Source organism: Paraglaciecola sp. QJM3NY_14 (assembly GCF_056173245.1).
Map to the genome: position 1 here is coordinate 203,997 of NZ_CM149664.1, position 19,885 is coordinate 223,881.

The following is a 19,885-nucleotide window of genomic DNA, read 5'->3' on the forward strand; positions in this document are numbered from 1 at the left end:
GCTATGCGTAGAAATGAAGCCTCTGATGAACGAGAACGTAGCCTCTTTAGCAATTTGATTGTAGTGGTCGTGTTCACCTCACTTATTCTGGGGTTTATCGTTTATTTTAATGACAGCAGTCCAAGTATTCGTAAGGTAGCGCTGCAGAACTTAGTAGAGCAGTTCACTAAGAGTACCTTGAACGCGCATTGGCAGTGGCAAAATGAGGGCAGACCCAGCAGTATTTTGTTGATTGAATACGATACTCAGGGCAATGAAACAGGCAGACACCCACTGTCGATGAGCCACCTAGGTTGGCCAAAGCTAGAACCAACCAGTGAGGGATGTGCTGCTTTATGGCGAGACGTACTGGATACAGAATTAGAAGTTGAAGGGTTCAAAATGTACGCTGAATTTTATGATGGTGTGCAAATTAACAATAATGCTCTGTCTTCAATCTGTCGATATAGATTATCAACAGGGCCTTATTTTGAGTACAAAGTGTATACGGGACAGGTTTCCAAAATTATAAGTTAACCTAATGGATAAAAAATATGACGAAATTAGCTAGATCACAATACCAAACCTTTGCTAAAGGCGGCGTTCAGCGTCAGCGAGGGTTTACTTTAATTGAATTGGTCATAGTCGTAGTTATTTTAGGTTTGTTAGCTGCTACTGCTTTACCGCGCTTACTTGATGTGACGGAAGAGGCTGAAGATGCCACGGTCGAGGGGGTAGCGGGTGGCTATGCAACGGGTGTTGGCTTAGTGCGAGCTCAATGGGAAATTGAAGGGCGGCCGAAGGAGAACTTTGCCACTAATCTAAGTTTTGTGACCATCGACGATATTCGTATTGGCGTTGATCAGGATACTGGATATCCCACAGGACAACTTGATACCGACAGCAGTACTGAAGATACACAGATAAGCTTGTTAGATTGTGAGAGTATTTTTAACTTAATCATGCAAAGCGCGCCGACAATTTCATCTGATTGGAATGAGCGCCCGTTTGATGACCACCGCTATTTTACTCGCCAAAGCGAAGGAAATGGCTCTGGGGGAAATGATCTTTGTTATTATTATTTAACCCAAACGATAAAAAACGATACCAATGAGCCTGTTGACAACACTGCAGGTAATGGTTTTATATACGATCCCCGTATCGGGCAAGTGATTGTTTTTAGTAATAATTAGTCAATAATTTGACACGCTACCATTTGCTAATGGCCTGTGCCAGCTCGAGTGGTTAAAATAAAAAAAGTTTAGAATTTCAAATTCAGCAAGTGGGAGAAACATTATGCAAAGCAGCAAACAACAGGGTGGTTTTACTCTAATAGAATTGATTATTGTTATCGTTATTTTAGGTATTTTGGCGGTAACCGCTGCGCCTAAATTTCTCGATCTTCAAGGTGATGCACGCGCGTCAGTGGTAAGGGGAATGGAAGGTGCCATGCAGTCTGCGAGTGATATCATTTATGCAAAATCGTTACTTAATGGGACTAATTCATCTGCTGCGGCGACGATCACTTTAAAAAATGGTGATTCAGTACGAACCGATTTCGGCTATCCTCGTCATGAATGGTTGCTTACATGGGATGAAATGCTTGATGCTAATGTCACGGTGCGAACATCTGGATCATGCATCACAGAATTTTGTGTGGATGATAGCCAAGATATCTCGACTGACTTGACCGCTGCTGGGGTGACTGCGCCGTCTCCTACAACCGCTCTAATCATTTACCCTAATGGCACTACTAATACTGGTAGCTGCTATGCATATTATACACACGATGAAAGTGCGACTGAAGAAGGTTCAGAGCCAGTACTAGGTAGTATTACTACCGGCTGTTAATTAGCTAAGCTGCCTTTGCTCGAGTAAACACAAGTTTGCTCGATGTTTTGTTTCAGCTTTAGCTGTTTTGGGAGCAAATAAAATGAAAACGTTGCTGAGCGTAAACAAGTTTCATGTTACTGCTTTGCAACGTGGTTTTACACTGGTTGAACTTGTCGTCGTGATCCTGATTATTGGTGTACTTGCAGTATCTGCTGCAAGTCGGTTTGATAGCACCGGATACGCCGAATACAGTTACCAGTCACGTTTACTATCAGCGCTGCGAGCCATGCAGCAACGCGCTATGCAAGATACCCGAGCAGATTATTGCTTCCAAATAAACTTCAATATTTCCAATCCTGGCTTTGGCCCGCCTACGCTTAGTTATCGCAACAACACCCCTGCTGAGCATACAGCGACTTGCGCTACTGCGATTAATTACACCACACCTGAATTCCTACGCACCAGTAATGGTGAAATCGCTGCTGAGGGTATTGGCCTGAGCACGTTAGACACAGGAAATGGTGCATTTAATTGGATACGATTTGATAGCCTAGGTCGCCCATTGACAAGTGCTGGCAGTTGCCAAGCCACTTGCCGCATAACCTTTCAGGGAACGCAATCCCCGGCCATTTGCGTAGAAAGCGAAGGATATATTCGTGAGTGTTAACCGAGGTGCTATCCGGTTCGGGCTGAATCTAGGCTTTACGCTAATAGAACTCGTCATAGGTATGTTGGTCTTCGCTATCGCGATGACGTTCTTCATTGGTCTTATCGTTCCGCAAACTACCCGTAGTATTGACCCTATATTTCAAGTCAGAGCGACGGAACTTGCCCAGTCACTGCTTAACGAAATTAGCAGCAAGTCGTTCGATGAGCATTCTAGTCGCAACGCCAGTGAACGTTGTGGAGATGGTAGCGCTCCAGCTTGCACGCTGCCGAATGCTTTAGGACCAGACAGCGAAAACCGAAGTGCGTATAACGATGTGGATGACTTTAACGGCTTAGATGAAAGGGACGGTACTATTCTTAGTGCGACAGGCGGCACAATAGGTATCAATGGGCGTAACTTATATCAGGGATTTCGGGCCAACGTTTCGGTCTTTTACGATGCTGATTTAAACGGTACAAACGATGGAGCAGTGGGTGCTGCGAAACTGATCACCGTAAGAATAACAACCCCTAGTAGTGAGGAGATTGTTTTTTCGACCTACAGGTACAACTACTGATGACTTCACGACATGCATTAGGCCGACATAAGGGCTTTACTTTGGTTGAGCTGGTCACAGTGATTATTGTGCTGGGTATTGTGTCTATTGGTGTCACCAGCTTTATTCGCTCTGGTGTGCAGATTTTTAATGATGTGAGCGAGCGAGATGAACTCTTAAGTCAAAGTCGTTTTGTGATTGAGCGCTTAAATCGAGAGTTGCGCAGTTCAGTACCTAATAGCGCCCGCGTCAAACTAGAAAATAGCGCCCAGTGTTTAGAGTTTGTGCCTACAATATGGGCCACTTATTACACGCGTCTACCATTAGAACCCTCTACAGAGCGAACAGTAAATACTGTTGAATTGGGTGATGCTAATGATCAGTTTTCAATCACAAGTGGTGATATGGCGGTGGTTTATCCTACCGATAGTCAAGATGTGTATGACGTTAATGAGGAAAAGCGACGGACCGTTTTATCTTGCACTGACAGCGGTGATGGTGATTGCACGACAAATGATAGCGCTGAGCATTTAGCGACATTAACCGTCGATGGTGCATTTGCCGATGTGTCTCCTGCCTCACGATTATACGTAGTGCGAAATGCAGTAAGTTACTGCATACGCGGAGGGAGCATGTTTAGACATCAAGCCTCGATAGGACAGGATCAAACAGCGTTTACCTTGGGAGGCACCTTAATGGCTGAAAATATCGTCAATGATCTTGCCAATCCAGCAGAGCTGCCATTCACCATACAAAATGCTACCTTGAATCGAAATAGCTTAATACAAATCTTGCTCGCGTTTGAGCTAAATGATGAAACAATTAACCTCAGTAGTGATATTCATGTGCCCAATGTCCCATAAACGCCTTTGCGCTGAGCAACCTCGCGGCCTGAGAAAGCAACGCGGCAGCATGTTGGTTATCGCATTGTTTATTATCATCGTTTTGGCGATTTTAGGTTTAGCTATGCTTAGAATGCTGGCAGCCTCTGCCGATAGTGTTGTCAGTGAAGTGTATGGGCAAAGAGCATTGAACGCTGCAAGAGCAGGCGTAGAGCGTTCCATTGCCGCAGCGTTTCCCGTCGTTGGGGTAAGTAATTGCATGGCCTCTGATAATTTTACCTTCACCAGTACCCCAGGACTTGCGAACTGCGGGTATCAAAGCAGTTGTGCCGTGGTCTCGGTTTTAGACGATGGTGACAGCTACCAATATTTTAGATTTACTGCTCAAGGGCAATGCATTGCGGGCGACACAGTCGTCAGTCGCAACGTATCGGTTGATGGGATCCAGTAATGAAAGGGATAAGAGCAATACACAAACGTATCGGCCGTTTTAATTCACTTATTTTGCTCTTGATGTTGAATATGCTCAGTTGTTCGCAGGTACTCGCCGACACGCTATGTTCAGACACAGAAACATCACGTGCTCGCGGGGCGTTATTTGATTCCGGCGGGGCAAGTGGTAATTATGCCAATAATGAGGACTGTGAGTTTACTATTCGTGCTCCTCAGGGAGGGGCTATTACTCTCAGCTTTTCTGACTTTAATTACGAAGAAAACTATGACTTTTTTTCTGTATATGATGGTGAAAATGTCAGTGCGCCACTTTTAGGGACTTTCAGTGGCTCAAATCTTCCGTCTGTATTGGTGGCTACCTCAGGCACCATGTTTATCGCGCATAGCACAGATGGTTCAGCTGTAAGGCAAGGCTTAGCGGCCACTTGGTCCATCAGTAGTAATGGTTGTAGTACCGAGACCTTTAATATAGCTGATCATTTTCCATCAGTCAGTTACAGCGCTTCTTCGGGCTCTGCGCCTTGGAGCTCCGATTGGCTAGAGGCTGGAGAGTCTGATGGCCCGACACGCGGGTATTTGCGCGTCAATAATTCACTTTGTTCATCCGGTAACTGTTTGCGCTTAGGGGTTGTCGCATCTGAAAATCCACGTTCCTATAGCGCGCGATTCGTGTACCGGAGGTTGGACTTATCCGATGCCGTTACTGCTCAACTTAATTTTAATTACCGAGTCGGTCACAATGCAGGTGAATCTTTAATAAGGCTTGGTATCTCCACCAACGGTGGCAGTACTTGGACGAATTTAAAAGATTACACGGTCACCGCCAGCAACTTTTCTAGTACAGCGCAAAGTTTCGATATTAGTGCTTTTATGGGCAGTAATGTTGCTATTGGCTTTCAGGTCAGTGGTACAAATTCTGAATCGGGCTTCTATGTGGATGATATCAACGTCAGTGCGGCAAAGGCGGAAGTCTGTGACGGCCCGGCGATAGCTTTTTATCAGTTTGAACAAGAAGAGTGGGCGACAACGAACAGCGTCATTGATTCTTCAGCGTCAGGATATGATGCATCACCCTTGGGGGATGCATTTCCAACATTTCCTAGTATTCAAACGTCTTGCCAAGTGATGAGTGTTCCGAAAAATTCTGATGCAAATATTAGCGCGGGCATAGACACTGAGCTTAGAGTAGACACCGATATCGGCGACAAGGGCACAATATCGTTTTGGTATCGCAGTGCATTAGCGTGGAGCAATGGGAGGGGAAGGCAGCTTTTTGATGCTTCGACTTGGATAGGCAATGCAAACTCTAAATATTTTAATCTTAGCCTACGCAATGGGACTTTACGTTTTGGCCTAGAGGACACTACCGATAATGATGCTGCTGCCAGTGTGAGTGGGTTAACCTTTGCCCCTTATGAGTGGGTGCATATTGCAGTGACTTATGATTACAGCAAAGATAGCGCTGAAATTTTTATCAACGGCCGTCAAGCCAGTCAAACATCAGACCTGGGACTGAATGGCGACATGCCAGTCTTGGACACGTTATACATAGGAGATAACCGCAGTCTATACAATTTTGCCGATTCGCCGGCTAACTCTGCAGACGGTGAATTCGATGACGTACGTATCTACGATTACGCGCAAAGCCAAAGTCAGGTCAATACAGATCTAGACAATGTCTCACCTTGTGCTGTGGCTCCTGTTGCGATTTACGAGTTTGAGCAGATGGAATTTAATGGCAGTCAAAGCATATTAGATAGCACAAGTAACCAGCGCCATGCATCGCCTTTGGGTGAAGTGGTTTCTGTGTTATCAACCGCCCAGGTTTCCTGCCGATTTGCGGATGTGCCAATGAACACAGATGCAGCGGTAATAGATACTATTGATAGCGGATTCTCACCGAATGATATTGGCCAAGCCGGGACCATATCCTTTTGGTATCGCAGTAACGAAGATTGGTCGAGTAACAATGCACGGCAGTTATTCGACGCCTCTACCGATGCTGGAAACTCTAATTCAACCGCTAAGTATTTTTATTTAAGCCTACGTGCATCCACTTTGTATTTTGGTTTAGAGGATATTGATGATAGGGACGCCGAAGCTATTGTTTCCGGGTTAAATTTTTCTGCAGGTGAGTGGGTACATGTAGCCGTGGGCTATGACTATGCGGCGAAAACAGCCGTTATTCATATTAATGGGGCTGAAGCGGGCAGGTCGAATAGTTTGAATTTGAATAACAACATCGCCCAATTTAACACATTGTATTTTGGTGATAACCGCTCGGACTATATTGTGACGAACATGACAGCGAACTCCGCCAACGGCCAGTTTGATAATATTCGTGTGAATGCTTATGTGCAAAACAGCACAGAAATTGCACAGGACATGAACGCAATCGCCACATGCCAATCTATCCATCACTATCAATTGGAGCATGATGGTCAAGGATTAACCTGTGAAACAGAAAACATCTCTATAAAAGCCTGTGCAGACGAGAATTGCACCCAATTGTATACCGAAACAAGCAGTGTAGAGTTAGCTCCAGATGGTTGGAGGGCTGGGAACCCATTGGTGTTTACTGGCGAAATTATCAATACACCTCTGGCAGTGTTAGAGCCTAAATTAGCAACATTAGACATAGTGCGTGCTAATCCATCTGCGCCTTTGCGCTGCCTAAATACTGGGTCAGGCATAGAAAGCTGCGACATCAATTTCGTCGATGCGGGATTTGAGTTTATCGGTGAACAAGTGACGGATAAGTTTTTGCCTGATCAGTTGTCACAAGCTAATTTTGTTGGGGCAAATTTGCGCGCAGTTCAAAACGATAACGGCGTGTGCAAAGCATTATTACAAGGGCAGCAAGATGTCACTTTCGGGGTGAATTGTGTTTCGCCAAATCGTTGTTTAACTGATTTTAGCGGTATCGATGTGAGTGCTTCCCCAGATGGTGAATCCACGGGTATTGTCTCTCTTACTTTTGACGCTGACGGCGTGGCATCATTGGGAACGTTTAATTACGCGGATGCCGGGCGAGTGGCATTGCGAGCCGCCGCTGAAATAAATGGGGTTTCTATTACCTCAGGTGATACCAGTGTGGATATCGTCCCCACAAAATTAACCTTGGCGGTTGCGCCGCCAGCCCTTATTTATACCGATACTGATTTCAGTGTTTATCCGTCAAGTGCGGACACAGACGTTTACCCTGCAGGCGAAGAATTTACTTTTAATATTACCGCCTATGGGGTCTTAGGGGATATCGCGTTACCTAATTATCAGCCAAGCTCATTACAAATAGCGGTTGAGCGTATGCTGCCTTTTGAATCAAACGCAGCCGAGGGTACATTAGTCTTTGGCGACGGCGCTAGTGTGTCGGGTAATGTAAATAAGCAGTTCGCAGACACACCTGAGTTAACCTTCGTCGAGGGGCAATACAATTATCAGGCAACCTTCAGTGAAGTGGGGGTTATTCGCCTAGATATTCGGGATATCGACTACCTGAGTGATAACAACAACCCAACAAGTGTCATCAATAGCCAAGATCCTATTACTCTAGGGGAGTTCACCCCAGCATACTTTGACGTTCAGGTGTCAACCGCGCCGGAGTTAGTCAATCAATGTGGTAACTTCACTTATATGGGTCAACCGATTTCTTTTTCGCCGACCACTCAAGTTGAATTAATTGCGATGAATGCCTTGGGGGAAGTCACCAAAAACTTCATCAACGGCTATTGGCGTTATAACCCAGATACCGCAGCAGCTGTAGTGATAGACGATGCCTCGGTTCATGCTGGCGCGAGCCCAGCGGTGACGCGCATTACCGGTGCCGCTTCAGCCACGATCACCGCGCCCAGTGCGTTCACTGGCATCACCCTAATAGACGTGCCTGATGGCACATTTACCTATGAAAAAGTAGCCACGGACTTTGCCGCTTACCCTTTGATAGAGCCCTTCGTCGCCGCTGTGGACATGACGTTTTTAACAACGTTTTTAAGCGGGGATAATAATGTGTGTTATCAAAGCGATTACCCGATTTCAGGATGTGAAGGATTTCGCATTAGTGATGCAACAGGCAGTAATATTACGGGAGTAGACGTCAATGTTCGCCACGGGCGTCTGGCGCTTGGGCCTAACTTTGGCCCTGAACCGGATTTTCTAGTTACCCCTGTAAGCGCAGAGCATTATCTAAATGGCCGTTGGCAGCTTAATCAAGAAGACAATTGTACAAACATCGATTTAACCGAAAGTTCAGGGCAGATCGTACTAAGTGCCCAAGGTAGCAACGATATCACCGGGCAGATTGATTCTGTGACGAGTGCTGGAACGCTAATCGGTGGTGAACTCTTAGGTAACAGCAACTTTGCCTTAACGGGCAGTGGTGCAGGCAATGGTCCGGGGGTGGCTGGTGTGGTTGAAGTGTCTTTAGATCCCAGCGTGGGTAATCCATCTTGGGCGCAATACATGAACTTTGATTGGAGCGGTGACGGTTTTATCTGCCCAGACTTAGCATTGTGCTCAGGCGCGACCGCTGTCGATGGGCCCGCTTCCATAATAACCTTTGGTCTTTACCGCGGAAATGACCGGATTATTCATTGGCGGGAAGTGTTCCATTAACGGCTAGAAATGATTCAACAATAAATGTAAATCGGCTTGGCACTTTCTATTTATTGCGTGGTCTCATCTAGATCTATTTTTAGTAGCGAAACGTCCATATTCGTCCTTTTTTGGCGACTTGATAAAAATTTGTTAGCTAAACCTCAATTAAACTAAGGTTTCTTCACTTTTTATTGCGTCAAATGAGGTGTTTACTTGCCCAAGACGGGGGGCATTGGTAAAGTTAGCGGATTATCTCTCATATCAAACAGGTTGCGGTTTTTCAATGTTCAAAAAGCTTCGAGGAATGTTTTCCAACGACTTATCTATTGACCTCGGTACAGCAAATACGCTTATCTATATAAAGGATCAGGGAATTGTACTAAATGAGCCTTCCGTTGTTGCTATTCGGCAAGAGCGTGCAGGTGGTCCTAAAAGTGTAGCGGCTGTCGGTGGTGAAGCAAAACGGATGTTGGGACGTACTCCTGGCAACATAAAAGCCATCAGACCCATGAAAGACGGTGTTATTGCTGACTTTTATGTGACTGAGAAAATGCTACAGCATTTTATCAAGCAAGTGCACGACAACAACTTTTTGCGCCCTAGCCCTCGCGTACTCGTATGTGTACCTTGTGGTTCTACACAGGTAGAACGTCGTGCGATCCGTGAGTCGGCATTAGGTGCTGGCGCGCGTGAGGTTTATCTTATTGATGAGCCAATGGCAGCAGCGATTGGCGCGGGTTTACCCGTATCAGAAGCGACCGGCTCTATGGTAGTCGATATTGGTGGTGGTACTACTGAGGTAGCAATCATCTCATTGAACGGTATTGTTTACTCGTCATCGGTTCGTATCGGTGGTGATAAATTCGATGAAGCCATTATCAGCTATATTCGCCGTAACTTTGGTTCACTTATTGGTGAGGCCACAGCCGAGCGTATTAAGCACGAGATTGGTGCTGCTTATCCTGGTGAAGAAGTGAAAGAAATTGAAGTACGTGGCCGTAACTTAGCCGAAGGCGTACCTCGAGGTTTCACACTTAACAGCAATGAAATTCTAGAAGCGTTGCAAGAACCATTAAGTGGAATTGTTTCTGCCGTTATGGTGGCGCTTGAGCAATCTCCTCCTGAACTTGCGTCTGATATTTCAGAGCGAGGTATGGTATTAACAGGTGGTGGAGCTTTGCTCAAAGATTTAGATCGCTTGTTAATGGAAGAAACTGGCATACCAGTAGTGATTGCTGATGATCCTTTGACGTGCGTGGCACGAGGTGGTGGTAAAGCATTCGAGATGATCGATTTGCACGGTGGCGATTTATTTAGCTACGAGTAACCCCAAGTAAAGGATACTAAAAAGCGGCATTAGCCGCTTTTACATTTCATATGAACTCGATTTTTCTGCGTGGTCCATCGTTACACATTAAACTGGTTTTTGCCCTTGCGCTATCAGCCGGATTAATCGTGTTTGATCATGTCTTTGATGGTTTCGCCACAACCCGTGTTTACCTCAACTCTGTGGTCAGCCCCATTCAATATCTAGCTAACTTACCTAGCGAAATGCTCAACGCCAGTGCTAGTCGTTTGGTGTCGCATCAGCAATTACTTGAAGAAAATGCTGAGCTACAACACGATGCCGTTGTGCTTAATGGCAAGTTGCAGCGTTTTGTTTTGCTGCAAGAAGAAAACGACCGCTTACGCCGTCTTCTGAACACCCCAGTGCGCGGCGATATTCGTAAAGAAGTGGCAGAATTAATGGCGGTAGATAACAACCCTTATAGTCACCAAATCGTTATTGACCGCGGTGCCATTCAAGGGGTGTATGAAGGCCAACCCGTTATTGATGATAAAGGGATCGTAGGGCAAATCATGCAGGTCGGTTCGACCAACAGCCGCGTATTGCTGATTTCGGACGTGACTCATGCCATTCCTGTGCGTGTTGCCAGAAACAATATACGCATGATTGCTTCGGGCTCAGGGAGCTTAAACGAGTTAATCATTCAGCATGTTCCCCACAGCGCTGATATTGAAGAAGGCGATTTGCTGCTTTCATCTGGTTTGGGCAATGTATTTCCTGAAGGCTATCCGGTGGCAAGAATTACCTCGATTGTCCGTGATGAAGGACGCCCTTTTGCTCAGGTCAATGCTGAGCCAGTGGCGCTGCTGGATCGTCTGAAATACTTACTCTTGTTGTGGCCAAATAATCTTGTAGGGCCAGAGCAGTCTGTTCCGGATGCAGAACAATGAAACTAAGAAACAATACCATCGGTCTGAGTATTATAGTGGCTTTGGTGCTGCAAATTATGCCGATGCCGGCCATAGTTGAACAGTATCGTCCCGACTGGGTGTTTTTGGTCCTAGGGTATTGGGCGCTTGCCCTGCCTGAACGCGTCAATGTAGGCGTTGCTTTTATCGTTGGTTTAGTACTCGATATATTGTTAGGCACCAGTATTGGCGTACACAGTTTTGCCATGAGCTTGAGTGTGTTCGTACTTGCAGCCAATTATCAGCGTTTGCGTAATTATTCGGTTTGGCAGCAAGCGGTTGTGATCGGTATTTTATGTGCGCTTTATAATTTAGTGGTATTTTGGTTAATGCATTTATTAACCGACATCTATTTCATGCTTACTTACATGTGGCCTGTGATTACCTCTATGGTAATTTGGCCATGGATATTTTGGTTACTACGTCGGGTTCGCCGTCAGTTTCGTTTGAGCTGAGCCCCACCAGACATCAGTTATGCTTATTTTAGCTTCTCAGTCACCCCGCCGCGCTGAGTTACTTAGTCAAATCGGTGTGCCTTTTACCACCTTAAGCGCGGATATTGACGAAACATTACTCCCTGGTGAAACGCCAGAAATCTATGTGCAACGCTTAGCAAAACAAAAAGCGCAAGCGGGTTGGCAAGCAAGTGCCGATATAGCAGAAAATCGACTTGCACTAGGCGCCGACACAGTTGTGGTCATTCATGAACAAGCGTTAGGTAAACCGAAAAATTTCGATGATGCTAGGCGTATGCTTCAGCAACTTTCAGGTCAAAAACATCAAGTGTTTACCGCAGTAACCATCACTTCTGGCGATCAATGTGAGAGTATATTGGTGAAAACAGATGTGACTTTTTGTGATTTAACCACGTCTCAGATAGAAGAATATTGGCAAACAGGTGAGCCACGCGATAAAGCGGGTGGCTACGCTATTCAAGGCATAGGCGGAAAATTTGTCACCCATATAAAGGGTAGTTATAGCGCTGTTGTCGGATTACCTTTGTACGAAACGAATCAACTACTTTCTCGGATGAGCCTAGCCCATGAGTGCTGAACTATTAATTAATGTTACCCCCTCTGAGTCTCGCGTGGCCCTTATCGAAAATGGTATTTTGCAAGAGGTTCACATTGAACGTCATACCAAGCGTGGCTTGGTAGGCAATATATATCGCGGTAAAGTCAGTAGAGTCTTGCCGGGTATGCAAGCCGCTTTTGTAGATATTGGCTTAGACAAAGCTGCCTTTTTACACGCTTCGGATATCGCCATTCATAGCGAAGTAGAAGATGAAGTGTCATCAAGCCACCTAGAAAAACGTGACATACGTGAGCTTGTGCGTGATGGTCAGAATATTGTGGTGCAGGTCGTCAAAGATCAAATAGGCACGAAGGGCGCACGTTTAACCACAGATATCACTATTCCATCAAGGTATTTGGTGTTCATGCCTAGCGTTGAGCATGTGGGTGTCTCTCAGCGTATTGAAGATGAAGCCGAGCGAGAGCGTTTAAAGAGCTTGGTACAAGAATATTGCAGTGAAAATGGTGGCTTTATTTTACGTACTGCTGCCGAAGGCGTGAAAGCCCAAGAGCTGCGCCAAGACGCTGATTTTTTGCGTCGTCTATGGGAAAAGATCCGTTCACGGATGAAAAAGAAAACCCATATATTATACGAAGATTTGCCTCTAGCGCGACGGGTGTTACGTGATTTTGTCGGGACTGAGCTTGACCGAATTCGTATTGATTCTAAATTGTCTTTTCATGAGTTACAGCAGTTTACCCGTGAGTATGTGCCCGAGTTACACCGCTTATTAGAGTACTACCCGGGGGATCGTCCTATTTTCGATTTATACGACGTTGAGAACGAATCGCAGCGCTCTTTAGAGCGACGGGTGGATTTGAAATCGGGTGGTTATATTATCATCGATCAGACCGAAGCCATGACCACCATCGATATCAACACCGGAGCATTTGTTGGGCACCGTAATTTAGAAGAAACCATATTCAACACTAATATTGAGGCCACCTCTGCGATTGCGCGTCAGCTTCGTTTGCGCAACCTTGGCGGGATGATCTTAATCGACTTTATTGATATGGCTGATGCTGATCACAAGAGGCGCGTTATTCACAGCCTCGAAAGTGCAACCAGTAAAGACCGAGCTAAAATTAATATTCACGGCTTTACTGCACTGGGCTTAATCGAAATGACTCGAAAAAGAACACGGGAAAGTTTGGAACATATTCTGTGTGGTGAATGTCCAGTATGTAAGGGACGCGGTTCAGTAAAAACAGTAGAAACCGTGTGTTTTGAAATCATGCGTGAAATTGTTCGAGTGAATCGTGCCTACGATGCAGACAAATTTGTCGTTTATGCGGCACCGTCTGTGGTCGAAGCCTTGTTAGGCGAAGAATCACACATGCTCGCTGAGCTTGAAGTCTTTGTTTCTAAACAAATAAAGGTGCATACAGAGTTGCTATACAACCAAGATAAATACGATGTGGTAATGATGTGAGGTCAGGCTCTTTTTATGCCGCTTATATTATTAAAAAACTATGGACTTGCGCTGCTATTTTGTTGGTGCTGGTGGCCGTGGCCATCAGTGTTGTGCGTTACACGTTGCCCTACATGGACGGGCAAAAACATCGTTTAGAGCAATGGGTCGAGGGTCGATATGGGGTCGAAATTAATATCGGCACTATCACGGCGCAGTGGAAAGGTGCAGGCCCAGCGATTGTGCTTGAAGACCTGCAGCTGGTACAAAATGCTCAATCTCCCCTCAGTTTAGATATTAAAAAAACCATCATCGAACTGGATTTTTGGGGCTCAATATTGGGGCGTCAGATCCGCTCTCAGCGCTTTGACTTAAACGGCCTGAACGTTAAGGTTGATGTCACTTTGATGAACAAAGAAGGCAGTGACTTTCCTGTTGTATCGGCCTTGAAGCAGTTGTTTCTAGAGCAACTTCAATCGTTTTCTGTAAGTGATAGTCAGTTTGAAATCAGCACCGCGCACGACCAGCAAGTCGTGTTGGTTAATCAGTTGCTGTGGAGTAACAGCGGGCTTCATCATCAAGGCGTCGGTGAATTGCAGGTCGAAGAGCTAGCAAGTAACTCCGCGTCATTCACCTTAGACCTACGCGGTGACAAAGACTCCCTTAACGGTACTTTTTATGCCAGAGCGCACGAAGTAGATTTATCCCCTTGGATAAATCAATGGCTGGCGACCCGTTACGACTTGGTTGAAAGTCGGGGCAACTTTGTTGTGTGGGCGAGTATCGAAGACGGCGACATCAAAAATGCTCAGCTTGATTTGGCCGATAGCCGTTTTGTATGGCAAAACGAAGATGCCGAAATCACAGCAGCTATATTGGGGGGGCAACTCAATGCAGAGCCCAGTAACGACGGTTGGGTTTTCAATTTATACGACCTTGCCTTACAAGCTAATGAGCGCACGCAAACATCCAATTGGTATGGCGAAATTAACCACCAAGGACAAGTACATATACAAAATGCAGACCGAGTAGACTTATCCGCTATTACCCCCTTGCTACCCCTTGTTTTGAATCCGGTCGATTTCAACCTTCTGAAGGACCTTTCGCCTAATGCCACTTTGAACAAATTCAATGTGAAATTTGATAAATCGGATACCTATGCCCAAGTGAATCTCAGCCAAATTGGCTGGCAGCAAAGCGGCAATGTGCCTGGGGTAGATAATCTTGAGTTAAACGTAAACTGGCACAACGACATGGGCCGAGTGCAAATTCGTGGGCGCAATTCTCAGTGGAAAATGGACAATATAGTCGACCGAAATATTGAATTTCAGCGGGTTGACCTTGATATATATATTCAGTCTCTTGACCAAGGTATCGAACTATATGCGCCGAAACTGAAGTTAGGCAATGATTGGCTAAACATAGATCAACACCTGCGGTATGAGAGTAACACCGGTTATCTTGCGCTTAGCGGCACGATTAGCGGATTAGATGTAGCACAAGTGAATCAACTTTTCCCTGGTGTCGTGATGGGTAAAGATACCAAAGCGTATTTGCAAAGATCCCTTAAGGCTGGGTACGTTAACGGCGCAAAAATTCTTTGGAATGGAGAATTAAGCCAGTTCCCTTACGCTAATAATCAAGGTGTATTTCAAATTACTGTTGGGGTGGAAGACGCGAGTTTCGAGTTCGCTGAAGATTGGCCGCAACTAAATGACTTGAACATTGATCTGTTGTTCGAAAACAAAGGTTTATTTATGCAAGCGAGTGCAGGCAAGTTACTAGATGTAAACTTGTCTGGGTTATCAGCAGATATACCAGATCTGGATGTGGGAGCCGTGCTAACCATTGATGCACAAGGCTCAGCTCTTGGCACTCAGGTTAACGAGTTAATGAAGCGCAGCAGCCTTGCCAGCAGTTTGGGCAAGGTCCTTGATGAAGTGCAAGTCAGTGATGCGCTTAATGTAGACCTGAATTTGGTTATTCCTCTATCAGGCAAGGATGTCGTGGCAAGCGGCGTGGTGCACTTAGCTGACAACCGTGTTTATGTACCTCGGGTTGACATGAATTTAACCCACGCTAAAGGGCAGGTGTCTTTTAAAAATGAAGTGGTTGATATGAGCGGCTTGCAAGCGCAACTATTTGACCAGCCAGTTGAGGTCGATTTTAGTGGTCGCCAGGGCAAAGAGGGCTACTTAGCGAATATCGATCTACTAGGCGATTGGAAGGTTAAACCCTTGGTTAAACGATTCGTGCCTAGTTTGGCCAGTTATTTAGATGGTAAGTCGCCGTGGCAAGCGAATGTCAAGCTGACCTTGCCCGAAGATGGTTTTAGTTATCAGGCCAGCGTGTATTCTGGATTACAGGGCATTGGCTCGCAGCTGCCTGAACCGCTTAACAAAACGGTGAATCAAAACAAGCCGCTTACCTTGGATATTTCCGGCGATGAGACTGCATCAACGGTCAATTTGAAAATGGGTTCACAAGTCAACTTTGATGGGGTATTGCCTTATGAAACGATGCAATTTTCCCGAGCCCATTTAGCCATAGGTGAATCATTGGATATGCCCATGGGGTTAGGTTTCAGTGTTGCTATGAACTTACCCTACGTGAACATTGATAATTGGTATTATGCTATTTCTTCTTTGCTGCATGATTTAACAGGCGATGAATCAGGTATCGCTTCAGACCCCAACAAAAAGCCCTTTATTGGCGAGCCACAGCGTATCTTTCTAAATGCTGATAGTGCCACCGTGGCTTCTCAGCAATTAACAGACTTAGAAGCTGTCACCAAAAACACCAATGACAGTTGGCAAATAAACGTCAACGCCAAGCAAGTCAGGGCCAATGTATCACTCTATAAAGACTGGTTAGCCAGAGGCATTACTATTTCAGCGGATTACCTAGATTTGGCCGGTTGGGAGAAAAGCGAAGGCAAGGCTGTGGAGTTTGAACCTAAGCTCGAAACCTTACCGCCAGTCGAGTTTTTATGTGAACGCTGTCGTTTTGAAGACAAAGACTTGGGTAGAGTCGACTTCAAATTATCACGCGCCGCCAATGGTATGCACATTGATTCATTGCGTTTAAATAACGACCACGGATTGTTTTACGCAAGTGGTGATTGGTTGTTTACCCCACGCGGCAACCAAACCAAGATCGAAGGTGAATTTAGCAGTTCAGACTTTGGTTTATTTCTAAAAGGTTTCGAGTTTGACTCCGGTATTAAAGACTCAAAAGCCTCAGCTAAATTCAATTTAGATTGGCAGCGCGCTCCGTTTGAGTTTGATTTTGCTACCTTAAATGGTGATATTGATTGGCGTTTGAGTGATGGTTATCTCACTGAGGTAACAGACAAAGGCTCACGGATATTTAGCTTGTTGAGCCTAGAGTCGCTGGTGCGTAAGCTGCGCCTAGACTTTCGTGATGTATTTGCCCAGGGCTTCTTTTACGACAAAATGAAAGGCAGTTTTCAGGTGGCCCAAGGCACCGTCGATACCCGTGATACCGTGGTAGATGGCGGCGCGGGTGAAATCACTATGCAAGGGTACACCAACTTAAACACCCGAGAGGTAAACTACAACATTGCGTTTGCCCCTAAAGTGACATCCAGTTTGCCGCTTATCGTCGCTTATATGGTTAATCCAGCAACCGCATTGGCCGCTTTAGCACTGGATCAGGTACTGACGTCAGCCAAGGTTATATCCAATATTAAATTCTCTTTGACGGGCACGTTAGACGACCCTAAATTAGAAGAGTTGGAGCGTGACAGTAAAGAAATTCGCTTGCCGGCACAAACCGACCCAGCGCCGGTTGATACGCCAAATGTTGGCCTTGCAATAGACCCTAATGCCCACAATACAGATATAAGCTTCCCACAAGAGATAGATCAAGAGCGCGTAGCGCTGGAGGTATCCGATGGCTAATCTTATCGCCCTGCAAATGACATCCACACCTGATGTCACAGAAAACCTGCATTTTGTTGAACAACAACTGGCTCAATTAACGGTAAACGAGCCTACCTTGGTGGTATTGCCTGAATGTTTCGCCTGTTTTGGCGGCGGCGATAAAGCTTTACTGAGTATTGCTGAGTCATTGGGTGACGGCCCTATACAGGCGCGCCTAATGGGGATGGCCAAGCAATATGGTGTGTGGCTAGTGGCTGGCAGTATGCCGTTGAAAACTGAAAACCCAGATAAATTTACCGCATCTTGCTTGTTAATCAATGATGCTGGCGAACGGGTGACTGAATATCAAAAAATTCACTTGTTCGACGTGCAGGTCGCAGACAACACTAAGACTTATTGTGAGTCTAAATATACGCAAGCGGGCAGCACACTTGTGAGTGTGCCAGACACGCCATTTGGACATTTAGGCTTGGCCATTTGCTACGACGTGCGTTTTCCAGGGTTATTTCAAGCCATGGCTGAACACAAAGCGTTAGACGTGATAGCACTGCCCGCGGCATTCACTCAAAAAACGGGTGAAGCCCATTGGCAGGCTTTGTTAAGCGCTCGCGCAATCGAAAATCAATGCTATTTGGTAGCAGCTGGGCAAACTGGTGTGCACGCCAATCAGAGACAAACCCATGGTCATTCCTGTATTATTTCACCTTGGGGTGAAACTTTAGCTGAATTACCGCAGTCCGTCGGTGTGATCAACGCTCAGCTAGAACCTGCCATACTTAATAGAATTCGCCGGGATATGCCGGTCTATGCCCATAATAAATTCAGGAGTTACCTTGTCTAATCTGGTTGAACAAAACCTGCTTACTGCCGCTAACCTCGACAGAGACCATCTTGCAAACGCGTTAGATGCCATTTATCAACATGATAATGATTTTGCTGATCTGTATTTTCAGGCCAGCCAGCACGAAACGTGGGTGCTCGAAGACGGCATCATTAAAGATGGCAGCTATAACGTCGAGCGCGGTGTAGGTGTGCGTGCTGTTAGTGGCGAAAAAACCGGGTTTGCTTATTCTGATGACATCAACCCAGAAGCGTTGATGCAAGCGGCAAAAGCCTCGCGCAACATTGCAAGTGCGGGGGGCAAGCACAAAGTGACAGGCCTTAAAAACAGCAAGGTTGACCCTAAGTACCATGCTGACAATCCTATTTTAGGTATGCAAGACGAAGAAAAAATAGCCCTTTTACGTGCGGTTGATAACTACATTCGCCAGCAAGAAAGCGCACTAAGCCAAGTGGTTGTGAGCATCAGTGGTGTTTACGAAGAAGTGTTAATTGCTGCTACCGACGGTACGTTTTGCACTGATATTCGCCCATTAGTACGTTTGAACTGTTCCGTGTTAATGGAAAAAGACGCGCGACGTGAACGAGGCAGCTCAGGCGCGGGCGGCCGCTATGCCTATGAATATTTCCTAAGCCAAGCTGATGGGCGCCCACTTTACGAAAAGATTGCTGATGAAGCCATTCATATGGCGCGGGTAAACATGCGCGCAGTGGCTGCGCCTGCGGGTCAAATGCCGGTGGTATTAGGCAGTGGCTGGCCAGGTGTACTATTGCATGAAGCAGTAGGGCATGGGCTTGAAGGAGATTTTAACCGCAAAGGCGCATCGACTTTTAGCGGGCGCATGGGGGAGCAAGTTGCTTCAGCAGGTTGCACCATAGTGGACGATGGCACATTGGCTAATCGCCGTGGTTCGTTGTCGGTCGATGATGAAGGCACCCCGAGCCAGTACAATGTATTGATCAAAGACGGCATTCTGACTGGCTATATGCAAGATAAACTCAATGCGCGTTTGATGGGTGTTAAGCCTACTGGTAACGGTCGCCGTGAGTCATATGCACATTTGCCTATGCCGCGCATGACCAACACCTATATGTTGGGTGGGCAACATGAGCCAGAAGAAATCATTGCCAGCATCAAGAATGGGATTTATGCACCCAACTTTGGTGGTGGTCAAGTAGACATTACCTCAGGAAAGTTTGTGTTCTCTACCTCAGAAGCGTATCTCATTGAGAATGGTAAGGTCACTAAGCCGATTAAGGGCGCTACACTGATCGGCAACGGCCCAGAAGCCATGCAAAAGGTTTCTATGGTGGGTAACGATTTAGCGCTAGATAAAGGCGTTGGCGTGTGTGGAAAAGATGGCCAGAGCGTGCCAGTGGGGGTTGGCCAGCCTACACTTAAAGTGGATGAACTAACCGTAGGCGGTACAGCCTAGCTAATTACCGAGTTGTTATTTTTTTAAACAACGACTTTCCAAGCAATAAAAAATGGCG

The 19,885-nt window shown here is 45.9% G+C and carries 16 protein-coding genes; all 16 read left to right on the forward strand.

Features of this window, described 5'->3' with window-relative positions; genetic code table 11:
* The first annotated feature begins 3 nt into the window (after positions 1-3).
* The 16 genes from AC0VYA_RS00860 (at position 4) to tldD (ending at position 19,827) form a co-directional block, all read left to right on the forward strand.
* Complete coding sequence (locus AC0VYA_RS00860) at positions 4-516, forward strand: hypothetical protein (protein WP_011573113.1); 513 nt, start codon at positions 4-6, stop codon at positions 514-516.
* Positions 517-533: 17 nt separating this feature from the next.
* Positions 534-1,172, forward strand: a complete 639-nt coding sequence (locus AC0VYA_RS00865) for a type II secretion system protein (protein ID WP_011573114.1) — start codon at positions 534-536, stop codon at positions 1,170-1,172.
* 103 nt (positions 1,173-1,275) lie between these two features.
* Positions 1,276-1,830 carry a prepilin-type N-terminal cleavage/methylation domain-containing protein gene (locus tag AC0VYA_RS00870; protein ID WP_473477449.1) on the forward strand — a complete coding sequence of 185 codons (555 nt, stop codon included), beginning with the start codon at positions 1,276-1,278 and terminating at the stop codon, positions 1,828-1,830.
* Positions 1,831-1,912: 82 nt separating this feature from the next.
* The gene (locus tag AC0VYA_RS00875) at positions 1,913-2,479 is read left to right on the forward strand and encodes a prepilin-type N-terminal cleavage/methylation domain-containing protein (protein WP_475489761.1); all 567 of its coding nucleotides are present in this window, start codon (positions 1,913-1,915) and stop codon (positions 2,477-2,479) included.
* Positions 2,469-3,038 (forward strand): type IV pilus modification PilV family protein, encoded by a 570-nt coding sequence (locus AC0VYA_RS00880; protein ID WP_475489762.1) that lies wholly within the window; start codon positions 2,469-2,471, stop codon positions 3,036-3,038. The genes AC0VYA_RS00875 and AC0VYA_RS00880 overlap by 11 nt, the downstream gene beginning before the upstream one ends.
* Entirely contained in the window at positions 3,038-3,880 is an 843-nt protein-coding gene (locus AC0VYA_RS00885; protein ID WP_475489763.1) for a PilW family protein, read from the forward strand. The genes AC0VYA_RS00880 and AC0VYA_RS00885 overlap by 1 nt, the downstream gene beginning before the upstream one ends.
* On the forward strand, positions 3,870-4,310 hold the full coding sequence (locus AC0VYA_RS00890) for a pilus assembly PilX family protein (protein WP_475489764.1): 441 nt from the start codon (positions 3,870-3,872) through the stop codon (positions 4,308-4,310). The genes AC0VYA_RS00885 and AC0VYA_RS00890 overlap by 11 nt, the downstream gene beginning before the upstream one ends.
* Positions 4,310-8,923 carry a DUF6701 domain-containing protein gene (locus AC0VYA_RS00895; protein WP_475489765.1) on the forward strand — a complete coding sequence of 1,538 codons (4,614 nt, stop codon included), beginning with the start codon at positions 4,310-4,312 and terminating at the stop codon, positions 8,921-8,923. The genes AC0VYA_RS00890 and AC0VYA_RS00895 overlap by 1 nt, the downstream gene beginning before the upstream one ends.
* Positions 8,924-9,188: 265 nt before the next feature.
* The gene (locus tag AC0VYA_RS00900; RefSeq protein ID WP_006992360.1) at positions 9,189-10,232 is read left to right on the forward strand and encodes a rod shape-determining protein; all 1,044 of its coding nucleotides are present in this window, start codon (positions 9,189-9,191) and stop codon (positions 10,230-10,232) included.
* A 50-nt stretch (positions 10,233-10,282) separates the two neighbouring features.
* Positions 10,283-11,143 (forward strand): rod shape-determining protein MreC, encoded by an 861-nt coding sequence (mreC, locus tag AC0VYA_RS00905; RefSeq protein WP_011573121.1) that lies wholly within the window; start codon positions 10,283-10,285, stop codon positions 11,141-11,143.
* A complete protein-coding gene (gene mreD / locus AC0VYA_RS00910; RefSeq protein ID WP_011573122.1) occupies positions 11,140-11,616 on the forward strand; it encodes a rod shape-determining protein MreD in 477 nt (158 codons plus the stop codon). Before mreC ends, mreD begins: the two co-directional genes overlap by 4 nt.
* Before the next feature lie 19 nt (positions 11,617-11,635).
* A complete protein-coding gene (locus AC0VYA_RS00915) occupies positions 11,636-12,214 on the forward strand; it encodes a Maf family protein (RefSeq protein ID WP_475489766.1) in 579 nt (192 codons plus the stop codon).
* Positions 12,204-13,667 (forward strand): ribonuclease G, encoded by a 1,464-nt coding sequence (rng, locus tag AC0VYA_RS00920; protein ID WP_011573124.1) that lies wholly within the window; start codon positions 12,204-12,206, stop codon positions 13,665-13,667. The genes AC0VYA_RS00915 and rng overlap by 11 nt, the downstream gene beginning before the upstream one ends.
* On the forward strand, positions 13,664-17,569 hold the full coding sequence (locus AC0VYA_RS00925) for a YhdP family protein (protein WP_475489767.1): 3,906 nt from the start codon (positions 13,664-13,666) through the stop codon (positions 17,567-17,569). The genes rng and AC0VYA_RS00925 overlap by 4 nt, the downstream gene beginning before the upstream one ends.
* Positions 17,562-18,392, forward strand: a complete 831-nt coding sequence (locus tag AC0VYA_RS00930) for a carbon-nitrogen hydrolase family protein (RefSeq protein ID WP_475489768.1) — start codon at positions 17,562-17,564, stop codon at positions 18,390-18,392. Before AC0VYA_RS00925 ends, AC0VYA_RS00930 begins: the two co-directional genes overlap by 8 nt.
* Positions 18,385-19,827, forward strand: a complete 1,443-nt coding sequence (gene tldD, locus AC0VYA_RS00935; RefSeq protein ID WP_475489769.1) for a metalloprotease TldD — start codon at positions 18,385-18,387, stop codon at positions 19,825-19,827. Before AC0VYA_RS00930 ends, tldD begins: the two co-directional genes overlap by 8 nt.
* Positions 19,828-19,885 lie beyond the last annotated feature (58 nt).